General features: G+C 69.8%; 21 protein-coding genes and 1 tRNA gene. 9 read left to right on the top strand and 13 right to left on the bottom strand.

Annotated elements, in window-relative coordinates; genetic code table 11:
- Positions 1-94 precede the first annotated feature (94 nt).
- Positions 95-829 (bottom strand): DUF5324 family protein, encoded by a 735-nt coding sequence (locus G3I60_RS26895; protein ID WP_138351190.1) that lies wholly within the window; start codon positions 827-829, stop codon positions 95-97.
- Between the two features lie 239 nt (positions 830-1,068).
- Between G3I60_RS26895 and G3I60_RS26890 the strand changes: the two genes are divergently transcribed.
- Positions 1,069-1,602, top strand: a complete 534-nt coding sequence (locus G3I60_RS26890; protein WP_138351191.1) for a peptidylprolyl isomerase — start codon at positions 1,069-1,071, stop codon at positions 1,600-1,602.
- Between the two features lie 84 nt (positions 1,603-1,686).
- Entirely contained in the window at positions 1,687-2,535 is an 849-nt protein-coding gene (locus G3I60_RS26885; RefSeq protein WP_164295666.1) for a rhomboid family intramembrane serine protease, read from the top strand.
- A gap of 265 nt (positions 2,536-2,800) precedes the next feature.
- Here G3I60_RS26885 and crgA read toward each other — a convergent pair whose 3' ends face one another.
- Entirely contained in the window at positions 2,801-3,055 is a 255-nt protein-coding gene (gene crgA, locus G3I60_RS26880) for a cell division protein CrgA (RefSeq protein ID WP_138351193.1), read from the bottom strand.
- 140 nt (positions 3,056-3,195) lie between these two features.
- On the opposite strand from crgA, the gene G3I60_RS26875 reads away from it, so the two are divergent.
- The 6 genes from G3I60_RS26875 to G3I60_RS26850 all read left to right on the top strand — a co-directional run bounded on the left by G3I60_RS26875 (position 3,196) and on the right by G3I60_RS26850 (position 7,891).
- On the top strand, positions 3,196-3,978 hold the full coding sequence (locus tag G3I60_RS26875) for a DUF881 domain-containing protein (RefSeq protein ID WP_343241447.1): 783 nt from the start codon (positions 3,196-3,198) through the stop codon (positions 3,976-3,978).
- A gap of 43 nt (positions 3,979-4,021) precedes the next feature.
- Positions 4,022-4,744: a class E sortase gene (locus G3I60_RS26870; protein WP_164295665.1), complete on the top strand. Its 723-nt coding sequence runs from the start codon at positions 4,022-4,024 to the stop codon at positions 4,742-4,744.
- Between the two features lie 61 nt (positions 4,745-4,805).
- On the top strand, positions 4,806-5,000 hold the full coding sequence (locus tag G3I60_RS26865) for a hypothetical protein (protein ID WP_138351195.1): 195 nt from the start codon (positions 4,806-4,808) through the stop codon (positions 4,998-5,000).
- On the top strand, positions 4,997-5,635 hold the full coding sequence (locus tag G3I60_RS26860) for an aminodeoxychorismate/anthranilate synthase component II (RefSeq protein ID WP_138351196.1): 639 nt from the start codon (positions 4,997-4,999) through the stop codon (positions 5,633-5,635). The genes G3I60_RS26865 and G3I60_RS26860 overlap by 4 nt, the downstream gene beginning before the upstream one ends.
- Complete coding sequence (locus G3I60_RS26855; RefSeq protein ID WP_343241446.1) at positions 5,632-7,155, top strand: class E sortase; 1,524 nt, start codon at positions 5,632-5,634, stop codon at positions 7,153-7,155. The genes G3I60_RS26860 and G3I60_RS26855 overlap by 4 nt, the downstream gene beginning before the upstream one ends.
- A gap of 43 nt (positions 7,156-7,198) precedes the next feature.
- Positions 7,199-7,891 carry a class E sortase gene (locus G3I60_RS26850; RefSeq protein ID WP_343241445.1) on the top strand — a complete coding sequence of 231 codons (693 nt, stop codon included), beginning with the start codon at positions 7,199-7,201 and terminating at the stop codon, positions 7,889-7,891.
- Between the two features lie 92 nt (positions 7,892-7,983).
- Here G3I60_RS26850 and pknB read toward each other — a convergent pair whose 3' ends face one another.
- The 6 genes from pknB to G3I60_RS26820 all read right to left on the bottom strand — a co-directional run bounded on the left by pknB (position 7,984) and on the right by G3I60_RS26820 (position 15,934).
- A complete protein-coding gene (gene pknB, locus G3I60_RS26845; RefSeq protein ID WP_164295663.1) occupies positions 7,984-9,945 on the bottom strand; it encodes a Stk1 family PASTA domain-containing Ser/Thr kinase in 1,962 nt (653 codons plus the stop codon).
- Positions 9,946-10,122: 177 nt separating this feature from the next.
- Positions 10,123-11,586 carry a penicillin-binding protein 2 gene (locus G3I60_RS26840; protein WP_138351200.1) on the bottom strand — a complete coding sequence of 488 codons (1,464 nt, stop codon included), beginning with the start codon at positions 11,584-11,586 and terminating at the stop codon, positions 10,123-10,125.
- Positions 11,583-12,965 carry an FtsW/RodA/SpoVE family cell cycle protein gene (locus G3I60_RS26835; RefSeq protein WP_138351201.1) on the bottom strand — a complete coding sequence of 461 codons (1,383 nt, stop codon included), beginning with the start codon at positions 12,963-12,965 and terminating at the stop codon, positions 11,583-11,585. The genes G3I60_RS26840 and G3I60_RS26835 overlap by 4 nt, the downstream gene beginning before the upstream one ends.
- Before the next feature lie 22 nt (positions 12,966-12,987).
- Positions 12,988-14,496: a PP2C family serine/threonine-protein phosphatase gene (locus G3I60_RS26830; RefSeq protein WP_203673933.1), complete on the bottom strand. Its 1,509-nt coding sequence runs from the start codon at positions 14,494-14,496 to the stop codon at positions 12,988-12,990.
- Between the two features lie 57 nt (positions 14,497-14,553).
- Positions 14,554-15,069, bottom strand: coding sequence for an FHA domain-containing protein (locus G3I60_RS26825; protein WP_138351203.1), 516 nt, complete (start codon positions 15,067-15,069; stop codon positions 14,554-14,556).
- Positions 15,070-15,079: 10 nt separating this feature from the next.
- A complete protein-coding gene (locus tag G3I60_RS26820; RefSeq protein WP_164295661.1) occupies positions 15,080-15,934 on the bottom strand; it encodes a DUF3662 and FHA domain-containing protein in 855 nt (284 codons plus the stop codon).
- Between the two features lie 414 nt (positions 15,935-16,348).
- Here G3I60_RS26820 and G3I60_RS26815 point away from each other — a divergent pair.
- A tRNA-Leu gene (locus G3I60_RS26815) sits at positions 16,349-16,431 on the top strand.
- Between the two features lie 163 nt (positions 16,432-16,594).
- Here the strand turns inward: G3I60_RS26815 and G3I60_RS26810 are convergent.
- The 5 genes from G3I60_RS26810 to G3I60_RS26790 form a co-directional block, all read right to left on the bottom strand.
- Positions 16,595-17,398: a crotonase/enoyl-CoA hydratase family protein gene (locus G3I60_RS26810; protein WP_343241444.1), complete on the bottom strand. Its 804-nt coding sequence runs from the start codon at positions 17,396-17,398 to the stop codon at positions 16,595-16,597.
- Positions 17,395-19,029 carry an acyl-CoA dehydrogenase family protein gene (locus G3I60_RS26805; protein WP_164295659.1) on the bottom strand — a complete coding sequence of 545 codons (1,635 nt, stop codon included), beginning with the start codon at positions 19,027-19,029 and terminating at the stop codon, positions 17,395-17,397. The genes G3I60_RS26810 and G3I60_RS26805 overlap by 4 nt, the downstream gene beginning before the upstream one ends.
- A complete protein-coding gene (locus tag G3I60_RS26800; RefSeq protein ID WP_138351207.1) occupies positions 19,013-19,624 on the bottom strand; it encodes a TetR/AcrR family transcriptional regulator in 612 nt (203 codons plus the stop codon). The genes G3I60_RS26805 and G3I60_RS26800 overlap by 17 nt, the downstream gene beginning before the upstream one ends.
- A gap of 110 nt (positions 19,625-19,734) precedes the next feature.
- On the bottom strand, positions 19,735-20,457 hold the full coding sequence (locus tag G3I60_RS26795; RefSeq protein WP_187144949.1) for an MIP/aquaporin family protein: 723 nt from the start codon (positions 20,455-20,457) through the stop codon (positions 19,735-19,737).
- Positions 20,458-20,550: 93 nt separating this feature from the next.
- A complete protein-coding gene (locus G3I60_RS26790; protein ID WP_164295656.1) occupies positions 20,551-21,900 on the bottom strand; it encodes a carotenoid oxygenase family protein in 1,350 nt (449 codons plus the stop codon).
- Position 21,901: the final 1 nt, after the last annotated feature.

Genomic DNA, 21,901 nt, shown 5'->3' with positions numbered 1-21,901 from the left:
GTCCAGGACCCCGGTGCCACTGGTTGCCGAGTCGGACCGAGCTCAGGGCCGGACCGTGGGTCAGGGGCGGTGCGAGGTCAGGGGCGCTGCGAGGTCAGGATTCGTCGCCGTGATCCGGGCGATCGACCCGGTCCGCCTCGGCCTGCTTCGCCTGCACCTCGGGGTCGAGGGGCTCCACGGGCGAGCCGTCGACCTTGTCGAGCGGGTCGGCCTTGTCCGTACGGTCCATGCCGACGAGGGTCGGGCCGCTGCCGTTGAGCGTGGCCCGGTCCGCGACCTCGGTCGGCGGGGCGGGCTCGACCAGCCAGTCCGGGTTGGTCTGCTTGCTCCACCACTTCCACGCGGCGTAACCGGCCCCGCTGATCATGCCGAGCACCACAAGGCGCTTGAAGGCCTTGCCCGCCTTGGCACGACGACGGTGCTGCCGGCCCAGCTTGTCGATCTCGGCGACGGACACCCTGCCCTGCAGTGCGGCCAGGGCGGCCGCGCCACGTGCCAGGGCCTCGTCACGGGCGGGGCCCGCGGCGGCACGGGTGACCTCCACCGCGTGTCCGACCCGGGGGGCCGCGTACTCATTGGCCTGGCGTGCGGTCAGCGCGGCCTTCACGGCCGCGGTGTCCACAGCCGAAGCGACCTTGGGCGGTAGTGCGGCATGTGCCTTCTGCGCGGCGGTCGCCACTCGGGGCGTCAGCCAGATCTTCGCCTCGTCCGCGTAGTGCGCGGCGTTGTCCTTGGCGGTGACGGCGTATGGAGCGACCACCTCAGCGGCGTGCTGCATGCTGTCCTTGGTCTGCCCGGCTGCGTTGCGCACGCTGTCGATGCGGGTCACAGGAACCTCCTCCTCGGTGGCGTACGGTTTTCGCCTATCCACCCGATTTGAAATCATGCCTGTTTAGGGCCGGTCCGGCATGTGCGACCGGGCATATGGGTCAAGGCGGGGCACACGGAGAGCTCCCACAGACGATGCCACGATGCGCGCCGGTACGCGATAGAGCCGGGGAAGCCGACGGCCACTCCCCGTCCGTGCGAGGATTTGTCCCTGTCAGCGAAGACTATGGAAGGTAGATCGTGGCCGAGCAGCTCTATGCGACCCTGAAGACCAACCACGGGGACATCGAGGTCCGGCTCCTGCCGAACCACGCACCGAAGACGGTGAAGAACTTCGTCGAGCTCGCCGAGGGTACGCGTGAGTGGACCGACCCGAAGACCGGCAAGCCGACCAACGCGAAGCTGTACGACGGCACGGTGTTCCACCGTGTGATCACCGGCTTCATGATCCAGGGCGGCGACCCGCTGGGCAACGGCACCGGCGGTCCGGGCTACGAGTTTGCGGACGAGTTCCACCCCGACCTCGGGTTCGACAAGCCCTACCTGCTGGCGATGGCGAACGCCGGCCCGGGCACCAACGGCTCCCAGTTCTTCATCACGGTCTCCCCGACCACGTGGCTGACCCGCAAGCACAGCATCTTCGGCGAGGTCGCCGACGTGGCCAGCCAGAAGGTCGTGGACGCGATCATCGCCACCCCGACCAACCCGCGCACCGACCGCCCGGTGCAGGACGTCGTGATCGAGTCGGTCGTGATCGAGACCCGCGAGGGCTGATCGCGCCGTACTCTTCGGGAACACTGCGCCCTGCCCGTCCGTATGGAGGGGCAGGGCGACGCGCGTCCCCAGGAAGAGGACCTCATGGACCAGGCGGTCTGCTGCTACCGGCACCCCGATCGCGAGACCGGCATCCGCTGCACCCGTTGCGAGCGGCCGATCTGCCCGGAGTGCATGGTCAGCGCCTCGGTGGGCTTCCAGTGCCCGGAGTGCCTGGGCGAGGCCCGGCGGACGACACCCGCGCCGCGTACGGTCGCGGGCGGCACGGTGGCCGCCGACCCGCACCTGGTCACGAAGATCCTCATCGGGTTGAACCTGGCGGTCTTCGTGCTGGTGCAGGCGCTCGGCGACCGGCTCGCCGGTGACCTGTCGCTGTACGCGTACTGCGACCCCGTGGTGCGGCAGTACTGCATCGGCGTGTCCGAGGGCCCCGACCAGTGGTACCGCCTGATCAGCTCGGTCTTCGCGCACCAGGAGTACTGGCACATCGGCTTCAACATGCTGACGCTGTGGTGGATCGGTGCGCCGCTGGAGGCCACGCTCGGCCGGGCCCGCTATCTGGCGCTGTATCTGATCTCGGGGCTCGGCGGCAGCGCTCTGGTCCTGCTGCTCGCCCCGTACCCGGGCGCGCTGGGGGCCTCCGGGGCGATCTTCGGCCTCTTCGGGGCCACCGCCGTCTTCATGCGGCGCAGCCGGATGGACATGCGGCCGATCCTGATCCTGCTCGGGCTGAACCTGTTCTTCAGTTTCACCTGGTCGAACGTCAGCTGGCAGGGCCACCTCGGCGGCCTCGCGGCCGGCACGGTGATCGCGATCGGGATGGCGTACGCACCGCGCGAGCGGCGCGATCTGGTGCAGTGGGGGACCTGTGCGGCGGTGCTGGCGGCCACCCTCGTGGCCAGCTGGATCGCCGTGGCTCAGATCACCGCCTGAAGGGCGTTACCACTGGCGTTGATCAGACGTTATCCACAACGAGTACCCGATCCTGTGCACCCTGTGGGGAACGTGTGTGCGTGCGGTCACCGCATCGTGTTTTCCCTGCAAGATCAACGAAAGACCGGTGGCCGACACATCGGCCACCGGTCACACCGGCGTCAACCTCGTAGAGGTTATCCACAGATCTTCCGACCTTTTCCCCACTGTGGATAACCGTGTGGACAACTCTGGGGAGAGCCGTCCGGGCCAGCTCGGGAGCCGGCTACTTCCACTGCGTGGAGACCACGAATCCGCCCGCGATGAAGCCGAAGCCCACCACGATGTTCCAGTTCCCCAGCGCGTCGACCGGCAGGCTGCCCTGCGTGACGTAGAAGAGGACGATCCAGGCCAGGCCGATGACGAAGAGCGCCAGCATCAGGGGCGCGACCCAGTTGAAGCCGGACTTGAGCTTTATCGACTGCGTCTTCTCCGGCGGCGGAGTGAAGTCGGCCTTCTTGCGGATCCGTGACTTCGGCACGAGGGACTCTCCTGTCGATGCGCTGCGTAACCGCGCGGGGATGTCGGGGATGTGAGGCTGGCCGGGCGGGTGGGGGCACCACCGCGGACGGGCGTCCGTTAGCGTAGTGCTTCCTCGGGTGTGAAGGAGACAAGGGTACGGTGACCGATTCCGGCGACGCGCCCTCCTCCCGTCCTTCTCCCGCTCGTCCTTCCACCCGCACCGTAGTACTGCGGACGCTCAGTGCGGGAGTCTTCGCGCTCGCCGGACTGATCTTCTGGATGAGCTTCGACACGGCCAAGGGCGTCAACATCCGCAGCGACGACCCGCTGCCCAAGCTCTCGGACAACGTGCGCAAGCAGAGCAGCCGGAACCAGGAGCTGGAGAAGCAGCTCACCGCGGTCCGGAACGATGTCGACACCCTCACCCGCCAGGGCATCGGCGCCACCGACGCGAACCGCAAGCAGCTCGATGCGCTCGAAGAGGAAGCCGGCACGAAGGCGCTGACCGGCCCGGCGCTGAACGTCACCCTCAACGACGCCCCGCCGAACGCCACCGCGCTCGTCCCCGGCGTGCCCGACCCGGAGCCCAACGACCTGGTCATCCACCAGCAGGACCTGCAGGCCGTGGTCAACGCGCTGTGGGAGGGCGGAGCGGTGGGCATCCGGGTCATGGACCAGCGGCTGATCTCCACCAGCGCGGTCCGCTGCGTCGGCAACACCCTGATCCTCCAGGGCCGCGTCTACTCCCCGCCGTACAGAATCACCGCTGTGGGTGACCAGAAGAAGCTGCGCGCCGCCATCGACCGGAACGCGACCATCCAGAACTACCTCCAGTACGTCAACGCCTACGGGCTCGGCTGGAAAGTGGAGGCGGACAACCGGGTGACTCTTCCCGGCTACTCCGGCACAGTGGATCTCCACTACGCGAAGCCCGTCTCCTGACCGGACTCGCGACCGGCGGCGGGGCGAGGGGGCGGGGGCGCCGATGACGATCCGGCTGGTGGTGCGGACGCTGAGCGAACTGTGCGTCACCGCGGGTGCGTTGATCGTCCTCTTCGTCGTCTACATCCTGTTCTGGACCGGCGTGCGCGCGGACAGCGCGATGAACGGCGAGCTCGACCGGCTGCAGAACACCTGGGCCACCGGATCCCTGGCCCCCGCGGAACCCACCCCCGCCCCGACCGCGACGGGCGGCACACCGTCCGCCGCCCCGCCGGCGGCGGCCCCGGCGCCGTACCGGAACGGCACGTCGTTCGCCGTCATGTACATACCCCGGCTCGGCTCCGGCTGGCACAAGCCCGTCCTGCAGGGCACCGGCTCCGGCGTGCTGAAGAAGGGGCTGGGGCACTACGCGGACACCGCGCGGCTCGGGGAGACCGGTAACTTCTCGGTGGCCGGCCACCGGCGCACCTACGGCGATCCCTTCAAAGACTTCCCCAAGCTGCGCAAGGGCGACCGCGTCTACCTCTTCGACGGCACGTCCTGGTACACGTACGTCCTGGACCGCGACCCCTTCCGTACCGTCCCCACCGACGTCGGCGTCATCGACCCGGTGCCGAGGGAGTCCGGCTGGACCGCGCCGGGCCGCTATCTGACGCTGACGACCTGCGACCCCGAGTGGGGCCACAGCCACCGGCTCATCGCCTGGGCGCACCTGGAGACGGTGAGCCCCGCCGAGCAGGGCCGGCCGAAGGGTTTGTCCGGGTAGGCCACCGGTCCCGCCGATCTCCCCTTACTCTGTTCCGGGGAACCGGGAAGGAAGGCAGCGCATGTACGGCTGGATCTGGCGGCATCTGCCGGGCAACGTGTGGCTCAGAGCGCTGATCTCGCTCGTGCTGGCCCTGGCTGTCGTGTACGTCCTGTTCCAGTACGTCTTCCCGTGGGCCGAACCGCTGCTGCCGTTCAACGATGTGACCGTGGACAACGGTATGAACGCGACGAACGGGATGGCCGCCGTCCGATGACCGCTCGCATCCTCGTCGTGGACAACTACGACAGCTTCGTCTTCAACCTGGTCCAGTACCTCTACCAGCTCGGTGCCGAGTGCGAGGTGCTGCGCAACGACGAGGTCGAGCTCGCGCACGCGCAGGACGGCTTCGACGGGGTGCTGCTCTCCCCCGGCCCCGGCGCGCCGGAGCAGGCCGGGGTCTGTATCGACATGGTCCGGCACTGCGCGGAGACCGGGGTACCGGTCTTCGGCGTCTGCCTGGGTCTGCAGTCCATGGCCGTCGCCTACGGCGGCGTGGTCGACCGGGCGCCCGAGCTGCTGCACGGCAAGACCTCGGCCGTGACGCACACCGGTACCGGGGTGTTCGCCGGGCTGCCGTCGCCCTTCACCGCGACGCGCTACCACTCACTGGCGGTCGAACGGGACACCGTGCCGCCGGAGTTCGAGGTCACGGCCTGGACCGACAGCGGCATCATCATGGGGCTGCGGCACCGTGACGCGGCTGTCGAGGGCGTCCAGTTCCACCCCGAGTCGGTGCTCACCGAATGGGGCCATCTGATGCTCGCCAACTGGCTGGTGGCGTGCGGAGACGAAGGCGCCCCCGACCGTTCGACGGGACTGGCGCCCGTGGTCGGCAGGGCCGGGGCGTGACCGGGCTCCGCCCGGACGAGCCCCCGTCCTACGAGGACACGGGGCAGTTCGCGGTGGCGGTCGGACAGCTCGCGGACCCGCTCAGCGACCCCCTTCCGGGCCGCGGGCCGCTTCGGCCGGCGCCCGAAGCGGCGGAACCCCCTCCCACACCCGCAGCACCGTCAACACCCGCACCACCGGCACCTGCCGACGCCTCCGACGCCTCCGACGCGGGCCAGGAGGTCATCGGCTCCCCCTGGTTCCGCCCGCACGAGATGCCGCACCAGGCGTCCCACCAGGCGTCCCAGCAGGCGCCGCAGCAGACGTCCCTAGCGCCGGAGCAGCTGGCGCCCGCGCCGCCGCCCGCGTACGACGAGGCGCCCGCCGCGTACGACGAGGGATACGGCAGGACGTACGAGGGCGGGTACGCCAGCGGTTACGACGCGGGGCCCGCCGCGTCCACTCCGGCGCCCGCGCCGGTACCGGCGCCCACCCCCGCGCCCGCGCCCCCCAGGGTCCGGCGCAGGGGCGTGCCCGGCGAGACGGAGCAGTTCCCGGCCGTGCGCCCGGACGGAACGCCGGACGAGCCGGCCGGGACCGGAGCACCCGGCGCGACCGGCGCCGCGGACGAAACCGCGGCCACGCCGACGGGCACTCCCACGACGGGTGCGCCGGCGCCCGGCGGCCGTGCCGAGCGCCGTAAGGCGGCCAAGCAGGGCGCTGGGCACCGCGCCAGGGGCCGGGCGGCTTCCGGGGCCTCCACCGCCTCCACGGCCTCCGAGAGCGCCCAGGCGGCTCCGGCGGTCCCCATGACCCGTCTGGAGGCCCGACGGGCGGAGCGGGCGGCCAAGGACAGCGCCGCGGTGATCCTCAGCCGGGTGATCGGCGAGGTGTTCATCTCGGTCGGCGTGCTGATGCTGCTCTTCGTGACGTACCAGCTCTGGTGGACCAACATCCGCGCCCATCAGCAGGCCAGCGGTGCGACCAGCGCGCTGCAGAACCAGTGGAACAACGACAAGAGCGCGAAGAAGAACGACGACCGCAAGGCCGACGCCTTCTCCCCCGGCCAGGGCTTCGCGATCATGTACATACCCAAACTGGATGTGAAGGCCCCGATCGCCGAGGGCGTCTCCAAGCACAGCGTCCTGGACAAGGGCATGATCGGCCACTACACGGGTGCGCTGAAGACGGCGATGCCGTGGGACAAGCAGGGCAACTTCGCGCTCGCGGCCCACCGCAACACCCATGGAGAACCGTTCCGCTACATCAACAAGCTGGTGCCGGGCGACAAGATCGTGGTCGAGACCGAGAGCACGTACTACACGTACGAGATGACGAGTGTGCTGCCGAGCACCTCCCCCTCGAACGTCAAGGTGATCCAGCCGGTCCCGCAGGGCTCCGGATTCACCAAGCCGGGCCGCTACATCACCCTGACCACCTGCACCCCGGAGTTCACCAGCACCTACCGGATGATCGTCTGGGGCAAGATGGTCGAGGAACGGCCGCGCAGTCAGGGCAAGCCTGCCGCGCTGCCCGACTGACCGGCCCCGGCCGGACAACGGACTGCCACAGAACGGAACAGCGGTGACGACGACCAATCGCGGCGGGCGGGGCCCGGTCGCGGCCATCATCAGTGTGATCGGTGAACTGCTGATCACCGCAGGGCTGGTGCTCGCCCTGTTCGTCGTCTACTCGCTGTGGTGGACGAACGTGATAGCCGATCGCCACGCGAAGCGGGACGGCGACAAGGTCCGGCAGGGCTGGGCCGCCCCTGGCCCCCGCGGCCTCGACACCAAGGACGGCATCGGCTTCCTCCATGTACCCGCGATGGGCAGGAACTTCGAGGTCCTGGTCAAGAAGGGCACCGACACCGACATCCTCAACGAGGGCGTCGCCGGCTACTACGACCAGCCCGTCAAGTCGGCCATGCCGTGGGACAAGCAGGGCAACTTCACCCTCGCCGCCCACCGGGACGGCCACGGCGCCAAGTTCCACAACATCGACAAGCTCAAGAACGGCGATCCGGTCGTCTTCGAGGACAAGGACACCTGGTACGTCTACAAGGTCTACTCGGTCCTCGACGAGACCTCGAAGTACAACGTCGGCGTCATCGACCAGATCCCGGCGGACTCCGGCAGGAAGAAGCCGGGCCGCTACATCACCCTCACCACCTGCACCCCCGTCTACACCTCCCGGTACCGCTACGTGGTCTGGGCCGAACTGGTCCGCACCGACAAGGTCGACGCGAACCGCACCCCGCCCGCCGAACTGGGCTGACAGACGGAGCAGCAGCACGAAGGGGCCACGGACGCGGTGTCCGTGGCCCCTTCGTTGTGCTCGTGCTCCGGTTGCTGCCCGGTCCGGCGCTGTCAGTTGCCGAACAGGCCGCCGTTGTCCCCGCCGCCGGTTCCACCGGTGGTGAAGAGCTGGACCGTGCCGCCCTGCTGGACGGGCTGGTTCGCCTGCGGGAAGGACTGGGCGACGACCGCGTCGTCCTTCTTGGGGCCGAGGACCTGGACCTTCAGGCCCATGCCCTCCAGCTGGTTCTTGGCGTCCTTCAGCGTCTTGCCGACCAGGTCACCGGGGACGGTGAGGTTCTGCTGCTGCGGCGCCTTGGCGATGAACAGGGTGACCGTCTGGTCCGGTTGGGCCGTGCTGCCGCCCGCCGGGTCCTGCCGGATGATGGAGCCCACCGGCTTGTCGGCCGACTCCTCGTCCTGGGTCCGCACCTTCAGACCCTGGTCGATGAGCGTCTGCTTCGCCTGGGCGAGGGGCATCTGCGTGACGTCCTTGACCGTGATCTCCTCGGGCTTCTTGGCGACGGTCAGCGTGACGACCGTGTCCTTCGGCTTGAGGGTGCCGCCCGCGGGGTCCTGCTTGGTGACCGTGCCGTCGTCCTTGGTGTTGGACGTCTCGGTCACCTCCTTGACCTGGAATCCCTTGTCCTCAAGGGTCTTCTTGGCGTCCTCGAACTTGTCGTTGACGACGTCCGGGACGGAGATCGGGGCGACGCCCTTGGAGATGGAGACCGTGATCGTCTTGTCGGCCGCGAGCGGGTCGTTGGCCTTCGGCAGCTGGTCGCAGACCGAGTTCGCCGGCTGGGCGTCGCAGAACTTGGTCTCGCCCTTGACGACCTTGATGGCCGGGTCGAGGTTGGCGGCCGCGCTCTGGGCGTCGGCGAAGGACTTGCCGACGAGGTTCGGGGCCGTCAGGGAATCCGGCGCGCCCTTCTTGTTGAACAGCGCCTGGCCCAGGAAGATCGCGCCGACCAGGACGAGGATGCCGGCCAGCACCAGCAGCACGGTCGAGGTGTGGTTCTTCTTCTGCCGGCGGCGGTCGGGACGGTCGTCGTAGCCGTAGCCCCCGTCGTCGTCGCGGACCGGGGGAAGCATGGAGGTCGCGGGGTTCTGCGAGGGCAGCGCCGTGGTCGCCGCGCCGTCCCCGTACCCGCCGTAGCCGACGGATCCCATGGCGGCGGTCGCCCCCACGGGCTGGCCGTCGAGGTACGACTCGATGTCCGCGCGCATCTCGTCGGCGGACTGGTACCGGTAGTCCGGGTCCTTCGCCAGCGCCTTGAGGACGATGGCGTCCATCTCGGGGGTGATCTCGGGATCCCAGACCGACGGGGGCTGCGGGTCCTCGCGCACGTGCTGGTACGCCACGGCCACCGGGGAGTCGCCGACGAACGGCGGGCGCACGGTCAGCAGCTCGTACAGCAGGCAGCCGGCCGAGTAGAGGTCGGAGCGGGCGTCGACCTGCTCGCCCTTGGCCTGCTCGGGAGAGAGGTACTGGGCGGTGCCGATGACGGCGGAGGTCTGCGTCATCGTCATGCCGGAGTCGCCCATGGCGCGGGCGATGCCGAAGTCCATGACCTTGACCTGGCCGTTGCGGGTGAGCATCACGTTCGCGGGCTTGATGTCACGGTGCACGATGCCGGCGCGGTGCGAGTACTCCAGGGCCTGCAGGATGCCGACGGTCATCTCCAGCGAGCGCTCGGGCAGCAGCTTGCGCCCGGAGTGCAGCAGTTCGCGGAGGGTGGAGCCGTCGACGTACTCCATGACGATGTAAGGGATCGAGATACCGTCGACGTAGTCCTCGCCGGTGTCGTACACGGCGACGATCGACGGATGGTTCAGGGAGGCGGCCGACTGGGCCTCACGGCGGAACCGGGCCTGGAAGGACGGGTCGCGGGCGAGATCCACCCGGAGCGTCTTCACAGCGACGGAGCGGCCGAGCCGGGTGTCGTGGGCGAGGTACACCTCGGCCATACCACCGCGGCCGAGCACCGAACCCAGCTCGTACCGGCCGCCGAGGCGACGCGGCTCTTCCATAGCTCTTGCCCTTCCCTAACCGTGCCCTGTGGATGCTCGGGCATACGGTACCCGGCACGCTCGATGGATCCGGGACGTGACCGGGTCCCGATATCCGACCGGTATCGCCACGTGCGGCGATGGGGTGGTTATGGGGTGGAAACTGCCCGGTGGGTGACGTGCGTCACGTTCCCCGCGTCACTTGTTCAGTACGGCCTCCATGACCTTCTTGGCGATCGGCGCGGCCAGGCCGCCACCGGAGATGTCGCCACGGGAGGCGTCGGAGTCCTCAACGACGACGGCGACGGCGACCGGGGAGCCGTCGGCGGTCTTGGCGTACGAGATGAACCAGGCGTACGGGTTCTTGCTGTTGCCGACACCGTTCTGCGCGGTGCCGGTCTTGCCGCCGACGGTGACGCCGTCGATCTGGGCGTTCGTGCCGGTGCCCTCCTTGACCACGGTCTCCATCATCTGCTGGAGCTTCTGGGCGTTGGCGGCCGACACCGGCTGCGAGTACGTCTCGGGCTTCGTCTGCTCGATCACGTTCAGGTTCGGCGCCTGCAGCTTGTCCACCATGTACGGCTGCATGAGCTTGCCGTCGTTGGCGATGGCGGCGGCGACCATGGCCATCTGCAGCGGGGTGGCCGCGGTGTTGTACTGGCCGATCGCGGAGAGCACGTTGGACGGCTCGTCCATGTTCTTGGAGTAGACGCTGGCGTCGGCGCGGACCGGGGTCAGGATCTCCTTGTTGAAGCCGAACTTCTCGGCCTCCTCGCGCATCTTGTCCTTACCGAGGTCCTGACCGATGCGGCCGAAGACGGTGTTGCAGGACACCTTCAGGGCCACCCGCAGCGACGCGTTCTTGCACGGCAGGTCGCCCTCGTTCTCCAGGTTCCGCGAGCTCTGCGGCAGCTTGTAGGGCAGTGGCGACCTGGTCTCGGCGTCGACGTCGGTGTAGAGGCCGTTCTCCAGTGCCGCGGCGGCGGTGACGACCTTGAACGTCGAGCCGGGCGGGTAGACCTGGCGCAGCGCCCGGTTGAGCATCGGGTCGTCGGGGTTGTTGGCCTTCTGCAGGGCCAGCCAGTTCTTCTCGTCGGTCTTCTTGGAGGTGCCGGCGATGGACGACGGGTCGTACGAGGGCGTGCTGGCCAGCGCCAGGATCGCGCCGGTACGGGGGTCGAGCGCGGCGACCGCGCCCTTCTTGTTGCCGAGGCCGGTGAACGCGGCGAGCTGGGCCTTGGCGTTCAGGGTCGTGATGACCTTGCCGCCCTGCTTCTCCTTGCCGGTCAGCATGTCGATGGTGCGGTTGAAGAAGAGCCGGTCGTCGTTGCCGGTGAGGAACTTGTCGTAGACGCCTTCGAGGAACGACGTCTGGTAGGCCTGCGAGGCGTAGCCGGTGACGGGGGCCCACATGGGGCCGTCCTTGAAGGTCGCCTTGTACTTGAAGTCGCTGCCGGGCGTCTCGACGCTGCCGGTGAGCGACTTGTCGCCGACGACGATGTCGCCGCGCGGCTGGGCGAACTGGTTGATGCTCACGCGCCGGTTGTGCTTGTCGTTCGCCAGCTCGTCACCCGTGACGAACTGCACATAGTTGACGCGGATCAGCAGGGCGAGGACGAGCAGGCCGCAGAAGACTGCGACCCGTCGCAGGGGCTTGTTCACTGGGTGCGCACCACCTGGGTCGGTTCGGCATCGGTTGACGGGGCGGGGCTGGGTGCCGGGCGTCGCGCGGTGTCGCTGATGCGCAGCAGGATGGCCACGAGGGCCCAGTTCGCGATGACGGACGAACCGCCCTGGGCGAGGAACGGCATGGTCATACCGGTCAGCGGGATGAGGCCGGTGACGCCGCCGGCGACCACGAAGACCTGCAGCGCGAAGGCGCCCGACAGGCCGATCGCGAGCAGCTTGCCGAACGGGTCGCGGGCCGCGAGGGCGGTGCGGACACCGCGCTCGATGAGCAGCCCGTAGAGCAGCAGGACGCCCATCAGGCCGGCCAGGCCGAGCTCCTCGCCGACGGTGGCGAGGATGTAGTCGCTCTTCGGGGCGATACCGCCGATGAGCCGGGAGTACCCCTGGCCCAGTCCTGAGCCGAACATGCCGCCGGAGCCGAACGCGTACATCGTCTGGGCGGTCTCGGTGACCCCGCCGTTGACCAGCGCGAGCGGGTTCAGCCAGTTGTCGACGCGGTCCTTGACGTGGTGCTCGAAGGTGGAGACGAAGACCGCGCCGGCGGCCGACAGCACCAGGCCGAAGACGATCCAGCTGGTGCGCTCGGTGGCGACGTACAGCATGATCACGAACAGGCCGAAGAAGAGCAGCGAGGTGCCGAGGTCGGTCTCGAAGACCAGGATCAGCAGGCTGAGCACCCACAGCACCAGGATCGGGCCGAGGTCACGGCCGCGCGGCAGGTACAGGCCCATGAAGCGGCGGCTGGCGAGCGCCAGCGCGTCCCGCTTGACCATCAGGTAGCCGGCGAAGAAGACGGTGATGATGATCTTCGCGAACTCACCGGGCTGCAGCGAACCCACACCCGGGATGGTGACCCAGATCTTGGCGCCGTTGATGCCGGGGAAGAACACCGGCATGATCAGCAGGACCAGCGCCACCACCATGGAGATGTAGGTGTAGCGCTGCAGGATCCGGTGGTCCTTGAGCACGACCAGCACGGCGACGAAGAGCGCGACGCCGAGCGTGGACCACATCAGCTGGGTCGGCGCCATCGCCTTGCCCAGCGAGGGCTCCAGGTCCAGCCGCCAGATGAACACCAGACCCATGCCGTTGAGCAGCGTCGCGATCGGCAGCATCAGCGGGTCCGCGTACGGCGCGAACTTCCGCACGATGAGGTGCGCGATGCCCGCGAGCAGGCCGAGGCCGAGGCCGTAGGCGAGCAGGCCGGCGGGCAGCGAGCCGTCCTTGGCCAGGCCGACGTTGGCGTACGCGAAGACCGGGATCAGAACGGCGAAGACGAGCAGTGCGAGCTCGGTGTTGCGCCGGCTGGGTGCGCCGACGGAAGAGATGGTGCTGGTGTTGCTGGCACTCATGAAGAGCTGCCCCCTCCTCGTACTACTGCTGGGTGCCGCACTGCGGGGCCAGCTTCTGTTCGTCGGGCGAGAGGGTGGGGCCAGTGGGGCCAGGTGTCGGGACGGTGCCGGTCGGCTTGTTCAGCTTGTCCTGAGCCGCCTTCGCGGCGGCCTTGGCCTTCGCGGCGTTGGTCTTGCTCGTTTCGACCTTCTTGCAGACGTCGGCCTGCTTGGCCAGCTCGTCGGCCTTGTCGGTGGCCTGGCCGAGGCTGCTCAGCGCGATCGTGGCCTCGACCTGGTCGCGCTGGTAGGCCGGCAGGTACTTGAGTTCGATCTCGGGGCGGTCCTGATGGACCTTCGACAGGCTGATCCACGCCAGCTTCTGGTCGATGCCCTGGTAGACGGCGACGTGCTGGTCCTTGGCGCCGACGTAGTACTGGGTCTGCGTCCAGCGGTAGCCGGCGTACAGGCCGCCGCCGATGACGCCGAGGATGACGACCAGGATCACCGAGCGCTTCAGCCACTTGCGCTTCTTGACCGGCTTGTCGAGGTCCGCGTCGTCGAACGAGCCGAAGGAGCCCATCGGCGCCGCGCCGGCCATCGTCAGATCGCCGCTGCCGGGCGGGCCGAAGGAGCCCGCGGGGCCCGTCTGCTGCGGCGGGGGCGTGCGGCCCAGCTCCGAGGCGCGGCCGGCCGGGGTCTGCAGATGCCGCGGGTCGGAGAGCGGCAGCTGGCTGTCGGCGACGGCGCCCACGACCACCGGGGTGTCGTTCAGCTGTCCGGCCAGCGTGTCGCTGTCGTCCACGTCCAGGACGTCGGCGACGATGCAGGTGATGTTGTCGGGGCCGCCACCGCGCAGCGCGAGCTGGATCAGCTCCTGCACGGTCTCGTTGGGTGCCTGGTACCCCGCGAGGGTGTCCTCGAGCGTCTGGTGGCTGACGACACCCGAGAGCCCGTCGGAGCAGATCAGATACCGGTCGCCGACCCGCACCTCGCGGATCGACAGGTCCGGCTCCACGTGCTCGCCACTGCCCAGCGCGCGCATCAGCAGGGAGCGCTGCGGGTGGGTGGTGGCCTCCTCCTCGGTGATCCGGCCCTCGTCGACGAGCCGCTGCACCCAGGTGTGGTCCTGCGTGATCTGCGTGAGCAGACCGTCGCGGAGCAGGTACGCGCGGGAGTCGCCGACGTGGACGAGACCGAGCCGCTGCCCGGTCCACAGCAGGGCGGTGAGCGTGGTGCCCATGCCCTCCAGCTGTGGGTCCTCCTCGACCATGACGCGCAGCTGGTCGTTGGCGCGCCGCACGGCGGTGCCGAGCGACGTCAGGATGTCGGAACCGGGAATGTCGTCGTCGAGCGTGACGATGGTGGAGATCACCTCGGACGAGGCGACCTCACCGGCCGCCTGGCCGCCCATGCCGTCGGCGATCGCGAGCAGGCGCGGACCGGCATAGCCGGAGTCCTCGTTGCCCTCCCGGATCATGCCCTTGTGCGAACCGGCGGCGAAACGCAGGCTCAGAGTCATGCGCACCTCGCCCGTCGGCTCCGGGTACATCCGCACGCTGCCCACCCTCTCGCTCGCGCTCGCTGGCTCCGCTCGCCCATTGTGCGACTACTTCCGCAGCTCGATGACGGTCTTCCCGATGCGGATCGGCGCGCCGATCGGCACCGGGGTCGGCGTGGTCAGCCGATTCCGGTCCAGATAAGTGCCGTTGGTGGATCCGAGGTCCTCGACGATCCACTGGCCGTCCCGGTCCGGGTAGATCCTGGCATGCCGACTGGACGCGTAGTCGTCGTCGAGCACGATTGTTGAGTCGTGCGCCCGGCCGAGCGTGATGGTCTGGCCCTGCAACGCGACCGTGGTACCCGTCAGCGAGCCCTCGGCGACGACCAGCTTGGTCGGGGCGCCACGGCGCTGTCGGTTGTTCTGCGGCTGTTGCCGCTGGTTCTGCGCCTGTTGTTGGCGCTGCTGCGGCGGGCGGGACTGGTCGGCCCCGCGCCGTGCCGCGCGCTGGGTCACCCGGGTCCCGAACAGGTCACTTCTGATGACCTGTACCGCGACGATGACGAACAGCCACAGTACGGCGAGGAAACCCAACCGCATGACCGTCAGGGTCAGCTCTGACATTGCCCCCGCTTCACCCTTCGGCTTGCCGGTACACGATGGTGGTGCTCCCGACGACGATGCGAGAGCCGTCGCGGAGCGTAGCGCGCTGGGTGTGCTGCCCGTCCACCACAATGCCGTTTGTTGATCCGAGGTCTTGGACCACGGAAGGCGATCCGACCCTGATTTCGCAGTGCCGGCGCGAGACGCCGGGGTCGTCGACCCTGACATCCGCCTCGGTGCTGCGGCCGAGAACGAGCGTCGGCCGGGAAATCTGGTGCCGGTTGCCGTTGATCTCGATCCAGCGCCGCACCGCGCCGCCGCCGGGACCGCCCGAGGGCGATCCGGCGCCGGGCAGCCGCGTCACGGGTGCCGGTCCGCCGGCACGTCCGCCCGGAGGCGGTCCCGCCGGCATCGGGGGCGGTCCCGAGGGACGATACGGCGCCGCGGTGCGCGGCGGCTCGTGCCGCTGCATCGGCTGCGGCTGCTGGTGGGGCTGCGGTTGCTGGGACTCGCTGGACGCGAGCGTGCGGCTGCGCACCCGGTACAGGCCGGTGTCGAGGTCGTCGGCCTTCTCCAGGTGGACCTTGATGCCGCCCATGAAGGTGTAGCGCTGCTGCTTGGCGTAGTCCTTCACCATGCCGGCGAGTTCCTCGCCGAGCTGCACGGAGTACGGACTGAGTCGCTCGAAGTCGGGCGTGCTCAGCTCGACGATGAAGTCGTTGGGCACCACAGTGCGGTCGCGGTTCCAGATCGTGGCGTTGTTGTCGCACTCACGCTGGAGCGCGCCCGCGATCTCGACCGGTTGGACCTCGCTCTTGAACACCTTGGCGAAGGTGCCGTTCACAAAGCCCTCGAGACGCTGCTCGAAGCGCTTCATTACTCCCATGGGGCACCTCCCTCCTCGGGCTCTTCCGATACTGCTTACTGATCGTATCCACGCGCCGGGAAAACGGCTGGTTCCCCGATCCCGTGGGACGGAGCAGTGTCAACCCTCACACGGTCCACTCGGATGGTAGATGCGGCTCCTGTCCAGTGTCCCGCAACCGGGGGCGCGGCCGTACAGCGCGGTGCTCTCCGGACAACCCTGCCCGGTGGGAGCCGGGGTACACGGCGCGGACGGCTTCGGAGCACGACACCCGGACGGGCTCCGGCCCCGGGCCGTGTCCGCCCCGGTGGGCGGGCGGAAACGGGTGTGATTCCACCCCTGCCGCCGTGCTAATCTTCTCGAGTCGGAAGGCGCTCCCGCACTGCCCGGACCACGGTCCGGAGAGTGAAGGAGCATCGACCGGCGCCACTTATTGCGCGAGTGGCGGAACGGCAGACGCGCTGGCTTCAGGTGCCAGTGTCCTTCGGGACGTGGGGGTTCAAATCCCCCCTCGCGCACAGAGTAGAACCGTTGAACGGTCTCTCCGGAGTGACGAAAGTCGCTCGGAGGGGCCGTTTTTCGTTGTCCGGGTGGTTCGGTTTCCTGTGCTCCGGCCGGTGTGCTGCGGGTCGGTGTGATGTGCGGCACTTGTCCGTGCCGCACATCACCGCCGGCGGGTCGTCAGATGGTGTCGAAGTCGCCGTGGCGGCCGAGGCCGGAGGTGAAGCGGTGGGCGCCTTCGGTGATTCCGGCGAGGGCGGCGGAGGCGTTGTGGAGTTCTTGGCGGAGGGCTTCGGGTTCGGGGAGGCCGGCTTGGGTGCGGGCGGACTCTCGGTCGGCGCGCATGCAGGCGGCGGGGTAGCGGGCGATGTCGGCGGCGAGTTCGCGGGCGGCCCGCAGGGCTTCGCCGGGGGGTACCAGGCGGTTGACGAGGCCGATGGCGTGGGCCTCGGGGGCGGGTACCGGGCGGCCGGTGAGGATCAGGTCCATCGCCCGGCTCTCGCCGATGAGGCGGGGCAGCCGGACGGTGCCGCCGTCGATCAGCGGAACGCCCCAGCGGCGGCAGAAGACGCCGAGGACGGCGTCCTCCTCGGCGACCCGCAGATCGCACCACAGGGCGAGTTCCAGTCCGCCCGCGACGGCGTGGCCGCTGATCGCGGCGATGACGGGTTTGGAGAGCCGCAGCCGGGTGGGTCCCATCGGGCCGTCGCCGTCCTCGGCGACCCGGTTGCCGCGGGCGGTGCCGACGGCCTTGAGGTCCGCGCCGGCGCAGAACGTGCCGCCCCGGCCCCACAGGACGGCGACGGCGGCGTCGGGGTCGGCGTCGAAGTCCCGGAAGGCGGCGGCGAGGGCGGCGGCGGTGGGGCCGTCGACGGCGTTGCGCGCCCCGGGGCGGTTCAGGACGACGGTGGTGACGGGGCCGTCGCGCTCGACCTGGACCGGGGCGTCGGCGGGGTCTTCCGGCGCGTCGTCGGGGGCGGTCACAGGAGGTGGCGGGCGCGGTCGATGAGGGGTGCGGTGTCGGTGCCGGCGGGGAGGGTGCCGAAGGCGCGGCCGTGGTCGCCGCCGAGCCGGGAGGCGCAGAAGGCGTCGGCCGCGGGGCTGCCGTACTGGACGAGCAGCGAGCCCTGCAGGACCAGCGCCATCGACTCCACGATGCGGCGGGTGCGGAATTCGAGGTCGGTGAGGTCGCCGAGCTCCTTCTTGAGCTCCGCCACGGACGCGTCCAGCCGCCGGTCGGCGCCCGCCGCCAGGTCGATCTCGGCGAAGAACGCCTCGACGGAGTCGGGCTGACGGGCCATCGCGCGCAGTGCGTCGAGCGCGGAGACGTTGCCCGAGCCCTCCCAGACCGACAGCAGCGGTGCCTCGCGGTAGAGGCGGGGCATGCCCGATTCCTCGATGTAGCCGTTGCCGCCGAGGCATTCGAGGGCTTCCGCGGCGTGCACGGGACCGCGTTTGCACACCCAGTACTTGGTGACGGCGAGCGCCAGCCGGCGGAAGGACTCCTCGGCGGCGTCGCCGCGCGCCGCGCGGTCGGTGGCGCCGGCCAGCCGGAATGCCACGGTGGTGGCGGCCTCGGACTCGACGGCGAGGTCCGACAGGACGTTGCGCATCAGCGGCTGGTCGATGAGTGGGGCACCGAACGCCGAGCGGTGCGTGGTGTGGTGGACGGCCCGGATCAGCCCGGCACGCATGGCGGTGGCGGTGCCCAGGACGCAGTCCAGACGGGTCAGGTTGACCATGTCGATGATGGTGCGGACCCCGCGGCCCTCCTCGCCGACGAGGTACCCGAGGGCGCCGTCGTACTCGATCTCGGCGGAGGCGTTGGAGCGGTTGCCGAGCTTGTCCTTCAGGCGCTGCAGCTGGATGCGGTTGCGGGTGCCGTCGGGGAGGACGCGCGGCAGCAGGAAGCAGGAGAGGCCGCCGGGGGCCTGCGCGAGGGTCAGGAACAGGTCCGACATGGGCGCGGACGTGAACCACTTGTGGCCGGTCAGTGTGTACGTGCCGGCCTCGCCACCGGCCGGAACGGCCCGGGTGGTGTTGCTGCGGACGTCCGAGCCGCCCTGCTTCTCGGTCATCGACATACCGGCGATGAGACCGCGCTTGCCGGCCGGGGCGCGGAGCCCGAAGTCGTACTCGCGGGCGGCGAGCAGCGGCTCGTACGCGGCGGCGAGCGCGGGGTTGGCGCGCAGGGCGGGGACGACGGCGTACGTCATGGAGACCGGGCAGATGTGGCCGGCTTCGACCTGGCCCCAGACGTAGAGCTTGGCGGCGCGGGCGACATGGGCGCCGGGCCGGTCGTCGCGCCAGGGGGCCGCGTGCAGGCCATGGCTGACGGCGGTGTCCATCAGTTCGTGCCAGGCGGGGTGGAACTCGACCTCGTCGATGCGGTTGCCGTACCGGTCGTGGGTGCGCAGCACCGGTTCGTTCTCGTTGGCCAACCGGCCCAGTTCCTGGGCGTGTTCGGTGCCGGCGAGCGTTCCCAGGGTGTGCAGCGAGTCCTCGGACCAGCCGGCGCCCTGGCGGTGCAGGCCCTCGATGAGGGTGGCGTCGGCGGCGACATCGTGGCCGGTCAGGGGCGGTGCTTGGTTGGTGACCTCATGAGTCTGCGGCATTGCGTCCTCCCAGAGCGCGTAGGGCGAAGGAGACGAGGGCGGGGATCAGGTCGTCGGGTGCGCCGCCGTCGGCGAGCGGGCCGACGAGGGCTTCTCCGACGGCCCCCACCAGGGCGGCGGCGGTGAGCTGGGGGTCCTGGGCCGGCAGTCGTCCGGAGGCGACGCCGGCGGCGATCTGTTCCGCGATCACATCGCGGAACGCGCGGCGGAAGACGAGCCGTTCGGCGTCGACGGCGGCGTCGACCGGCTCGGCGAGCAGGGCGTAGGCCAGCCGCGGTGACTTCAGGGCCCGTCCGGCGAAGGTCTCGATGATCGCGGCGACCCGGTCGGGCAGGTCGGCGGGCCGGTTGGCGGCGGCCCGGACGGCCTCGACCTCCCGGCTGCAGACCACCCGGAACAGCTCCGCGACGAGCTCGGCCTTGCTGGGGAACGAGCGGTACACGCTGCCGGCCGCGATACCCGCCCGTTCGGCGACCGCGGCCACCGAGCAGGCGGCGTATCCGCGTTCGGCGAGCAGCTCGACCGCTCCGTGGAGTACGGCGTCGCGCTGGGCGTCGAGGCGCGCCTGGATGGTGGGGGTCCTGCGGTAGGGCATGCGTAGAAGTGAAGCAGTGATTCAGTCCTTCATCAAGACCCGGTCCTGGCTGCCACGGGGGCTTCGGCCGGGCTTCTTCGGGGCTGCTTCGGGACGTTCTCGGCGATTCCTCAGGGCTTCTTCGGGGTGAAGAGCGCGGTGGCCAGGGCCAGTCCGAGGACGGCTCCGGTCAGCTGGGCGGCGATGAAGCCGGGCAGTGATCCGGGGGCGATGCCGGTGAACGTGTCGCTGAAGGAGCGGCCGACGGTGGCGGCGGGGTTGGCGAACGAGCTGGAGGAGGTGAACCAGCAGGCGGCGCCGATATAGGTCGCGACGGCGACGGGGGCCAGCTGCGTACGGCCGCTGCGGACCAGGCCGGTGACGAGCAGGACGAGTCCGGTGGTGGCGACGACTTCGCCCAGCAGCAGATGCCCTGCCGACAGGTCGTGGGTGGACCAGCTGATCAGCGGGCGGTCGAACATGGCGTCCGCGAGCACCGATCCGGCGATGGCGCCGGTGGTCTGCGCGAGGACGTAGAGGGCCACGGTCCGGGCGCCGTACGCGGTCGGACCGCCGCGTGCGGTCCACCAGTCGGCGAGGGTGACCACGGGGTTGAGATGCGCGCCGGAGACCGGGGCGAGGAGGGTGATCAGCACCCAGAGTCCCAGGGCGGTGGCCAGCACATTGGCCAGCAGCTGCACCCCGACGTCGTGGCTGAGGCGGGTGGCCTGGATGCCGGAGCCGACCACGACGGCCACCAGGGCGGCGGTGCCGACCAGTTCGGCGGCGGCTTTCCTGAGCGGTGGGACAGCTGGCGGGGTGGCTTCCCGCGCCGGCACGGCCTGTGTCTGCATGCCCAGATTCTGCGGCCTATTTCGGAATCTTGTTTCCGTATCTTGGAAATGAGACAGGTTCGGTATCGCCATCGGCCGGTTCCAGAGGGCCGCTCACTGGTCGGGAAGCCAGTTGCCATGGAATCCGTAGGGCACCCGCTGGGGCAGGTGGATGGTCGCGACCGGCGGGGCGGCGAGGTGCTCGGCGTCCAGAATCACCAGGTCACTGGTACCGGTGCCGGCGTCGTACGCATAGGTGAGCAGCCAGCCGGGGCCGCCCGCGAGGTCGTCTGCCGGGGCGAAGGCGGCTTCGCCGGGGGTGCGGCCGGGCGCGAACTCATGGCTGGTGACGCCGCCGGTCCGCAGGTCGTAGCGGACCAGGGCGCCGGCCACCGGCCCGCGTCCCAGACCCTCGGCCGTGGTGACATGGCCGAACCGGGCCGGCTGTCCGGCGAGCCGGTCGTCGACCCGGGGGAACTCGCACGGCCGGTCGTCGATCTGCTCCTCGGCGACGGTGCCCGTCACGAGGTCCAGCGTCCAGCGCCACAAGGTGGCGGGCCGGTGGGCCAGATCCGGCGCGTAGTGGTGCGGATAGCGCGTGACGTGCAGGACGATCCGGTCACCGTCGCCCTCGTCGTACGCGTTGAGCCCGTGGAAGACGTAGCAGGGGTCGATCGGGAACCAGCGGACGGCGCCGTACGGATCGTCCCTGCGCAGCACGCCGAGCCGGGCGCCGTAGGCCGGGTCCCACTGGTACGGCATGCCGCCGCCGGGGCGCATGGCCTCCTGGAGGTTGAAGACCACGGGCAGATCCATGAACACCACGTGGGAGGCGGTGAGATGGAAGTCGTGCATCATCGTGTGCGCCGGGACGTCCACGGGGCGGCTGACGACCAACTCGCCGGAGGCGTCGGCCCGGTGGTACGTGAGGTACGGCGCGGTGAGCCCGCCGTAACCGAAGAAGTGCAGCTCCCCGGTGGTCGGGCAGGTCTTGGGGTGGGCGGTCATCGGGGTCTCGAGCCGGCCGCCGAAGTCGTGCGGTCCGACGGTCTCCAGCTCATGCCCCGGGCGGCAGTCGATCTCGTACGGGAACGAGGCCTCGACCAGGGCGAGGGTGCGGCCCGCGTGCCGGACGATGTGGGTGTTGGCGGGGCCGGCCGTGAGATCCAGATTGCCCTGGTCGTCATAGATCCGGGCGCCGTGGGTGAAGCTCGAGGTACGGACCCAGCGGTTGCGGTACGAGGTGGCGCGGCCGCCTTCCAGACGGACGCCGTGCACCATCCCGGCGCCGAAGAACCAGTGCGGGGAGGCGGCGTCCTGCGGGTTGGGGCCGTTGCGCAGGTACCAGCCGGTCAGCTCGGGTGGGATCGATCCGGTGACCGGCAGGTCGTAGGCGGTCAGTTCCTCCGCGACGGGGGCGAAGTTGCCGGACAGGTGCGGGGCGGCGGCGGGCTGCTGGGTCATG

Source organism: Streptomyces sp. SID13666 (genome assembly GCF_010548325.1).
Lineage (GTDB): Bacteria > Actinomycetota > Actinomycetes > Streptomycetales > Streptomycetaceae > Actinacidiphila > Actinacidiphila fildesensis.
This window is presented reverse-complemented; position numbering and strand designations above follow the sequence as displayed.

Excerpts from the sequence above, each read along its gene's own strand:
- G3I60_RS26885 (WP_164295666.1), top strand. The coding sequence starts at position 1,687 with ATGGACCAGGCGGTCTGCTGCTACCGGCACCCCGATCGCGAGACCGGC.
- G3I60_RS26870 (WP_164295665.1), top strand. The coding sequence starts at position 4,022 with ATGACGATCCGGCTGGTGGTGCGGACGCTGAGCGAACTGTGCGTCACC.
- G3I60_RS26865 (WP_138351195.1), top strand. The coding sequence starts at position 4,806 with ATGTACGGCTGGATCTGGCGGCATCTGCCGGGCAACGTGTGGCTCAGA.
- G3I60_RS26860 (WP_138351196.1), top strand. The coding sequence starts at position 4,997 with ATGACCGCTCGCATCCTCGTCGTGGACAACTACGACAGCTTCGTCTTC.
- pknB (WP_164295663.1), bottom strand. The coding sequence starts at position 9,945 with ATGGAAGAGCCGCGTCGCCTCGGCGGCCGGTACGAGCTGGGTTCGGTG.
- G3I60_RS26835 (WP_138351201.1), bottom strand. The coding sequence starts at position 12,965 with ATGAGTGCCAGCAACACCAGCACCATCTCTTCCGTCGGCGCACCCAGC.
- G3I60_RS26830 (WP_203673933.1), bottom strand. The coding sequence starts at position 14,496 with ATGTACCCGGAGCCGACGGGCGAGGTGCGCATGACTCTGAGCCTGCGT.
- G3I60_RS26825 (WP_138351203.1), bottom strand. The coding sequence starts at position 15,069 with ATGTCAGAGCTGACCCTGACGGTCATGCGGTTGGGTTTCCTCGCCGTA.
- G3I60_RS26820 (WP_164295661.1), bottom strand. The coding sequence starts at position 15,934 with ATGGGAGTAATGAAGCGCTTCGAGCAGCGTCTCGAGGGCTTTGTGAAC.
- G3I60_RS26805 (WP_164295659.1), bottom strand. The coding sequence starts at position 19,029 with ATGCCGCAGACTCATGAGGTCACCAACCAAGCACCGCCCCTGACCGGC.
- G3I60_RS26800 (WP_138351207.1), bottom strand. The coding sequence starts at position 19,624 with ATGCCCTACCGCAGGACCCCCACCATCCAGGCGCGCCTCGACGCCCAG.
- G3I60_RS26795 (WP_187144949.1), bottom strand. The coding sequence starts at position 20,457 with ATGCAGACACAGGCCGTGCCGGCGCGGGAAGCCACCCCGCCAGCTGTC.
- G3I60_RS26790 (WP_164295656.1), bottom strand. The coding sequence starts at position 21,900 with ATGACCCAGCAGCCCGCCGCCGCCCCGCACCTGTCCGGCAACTTCGCC.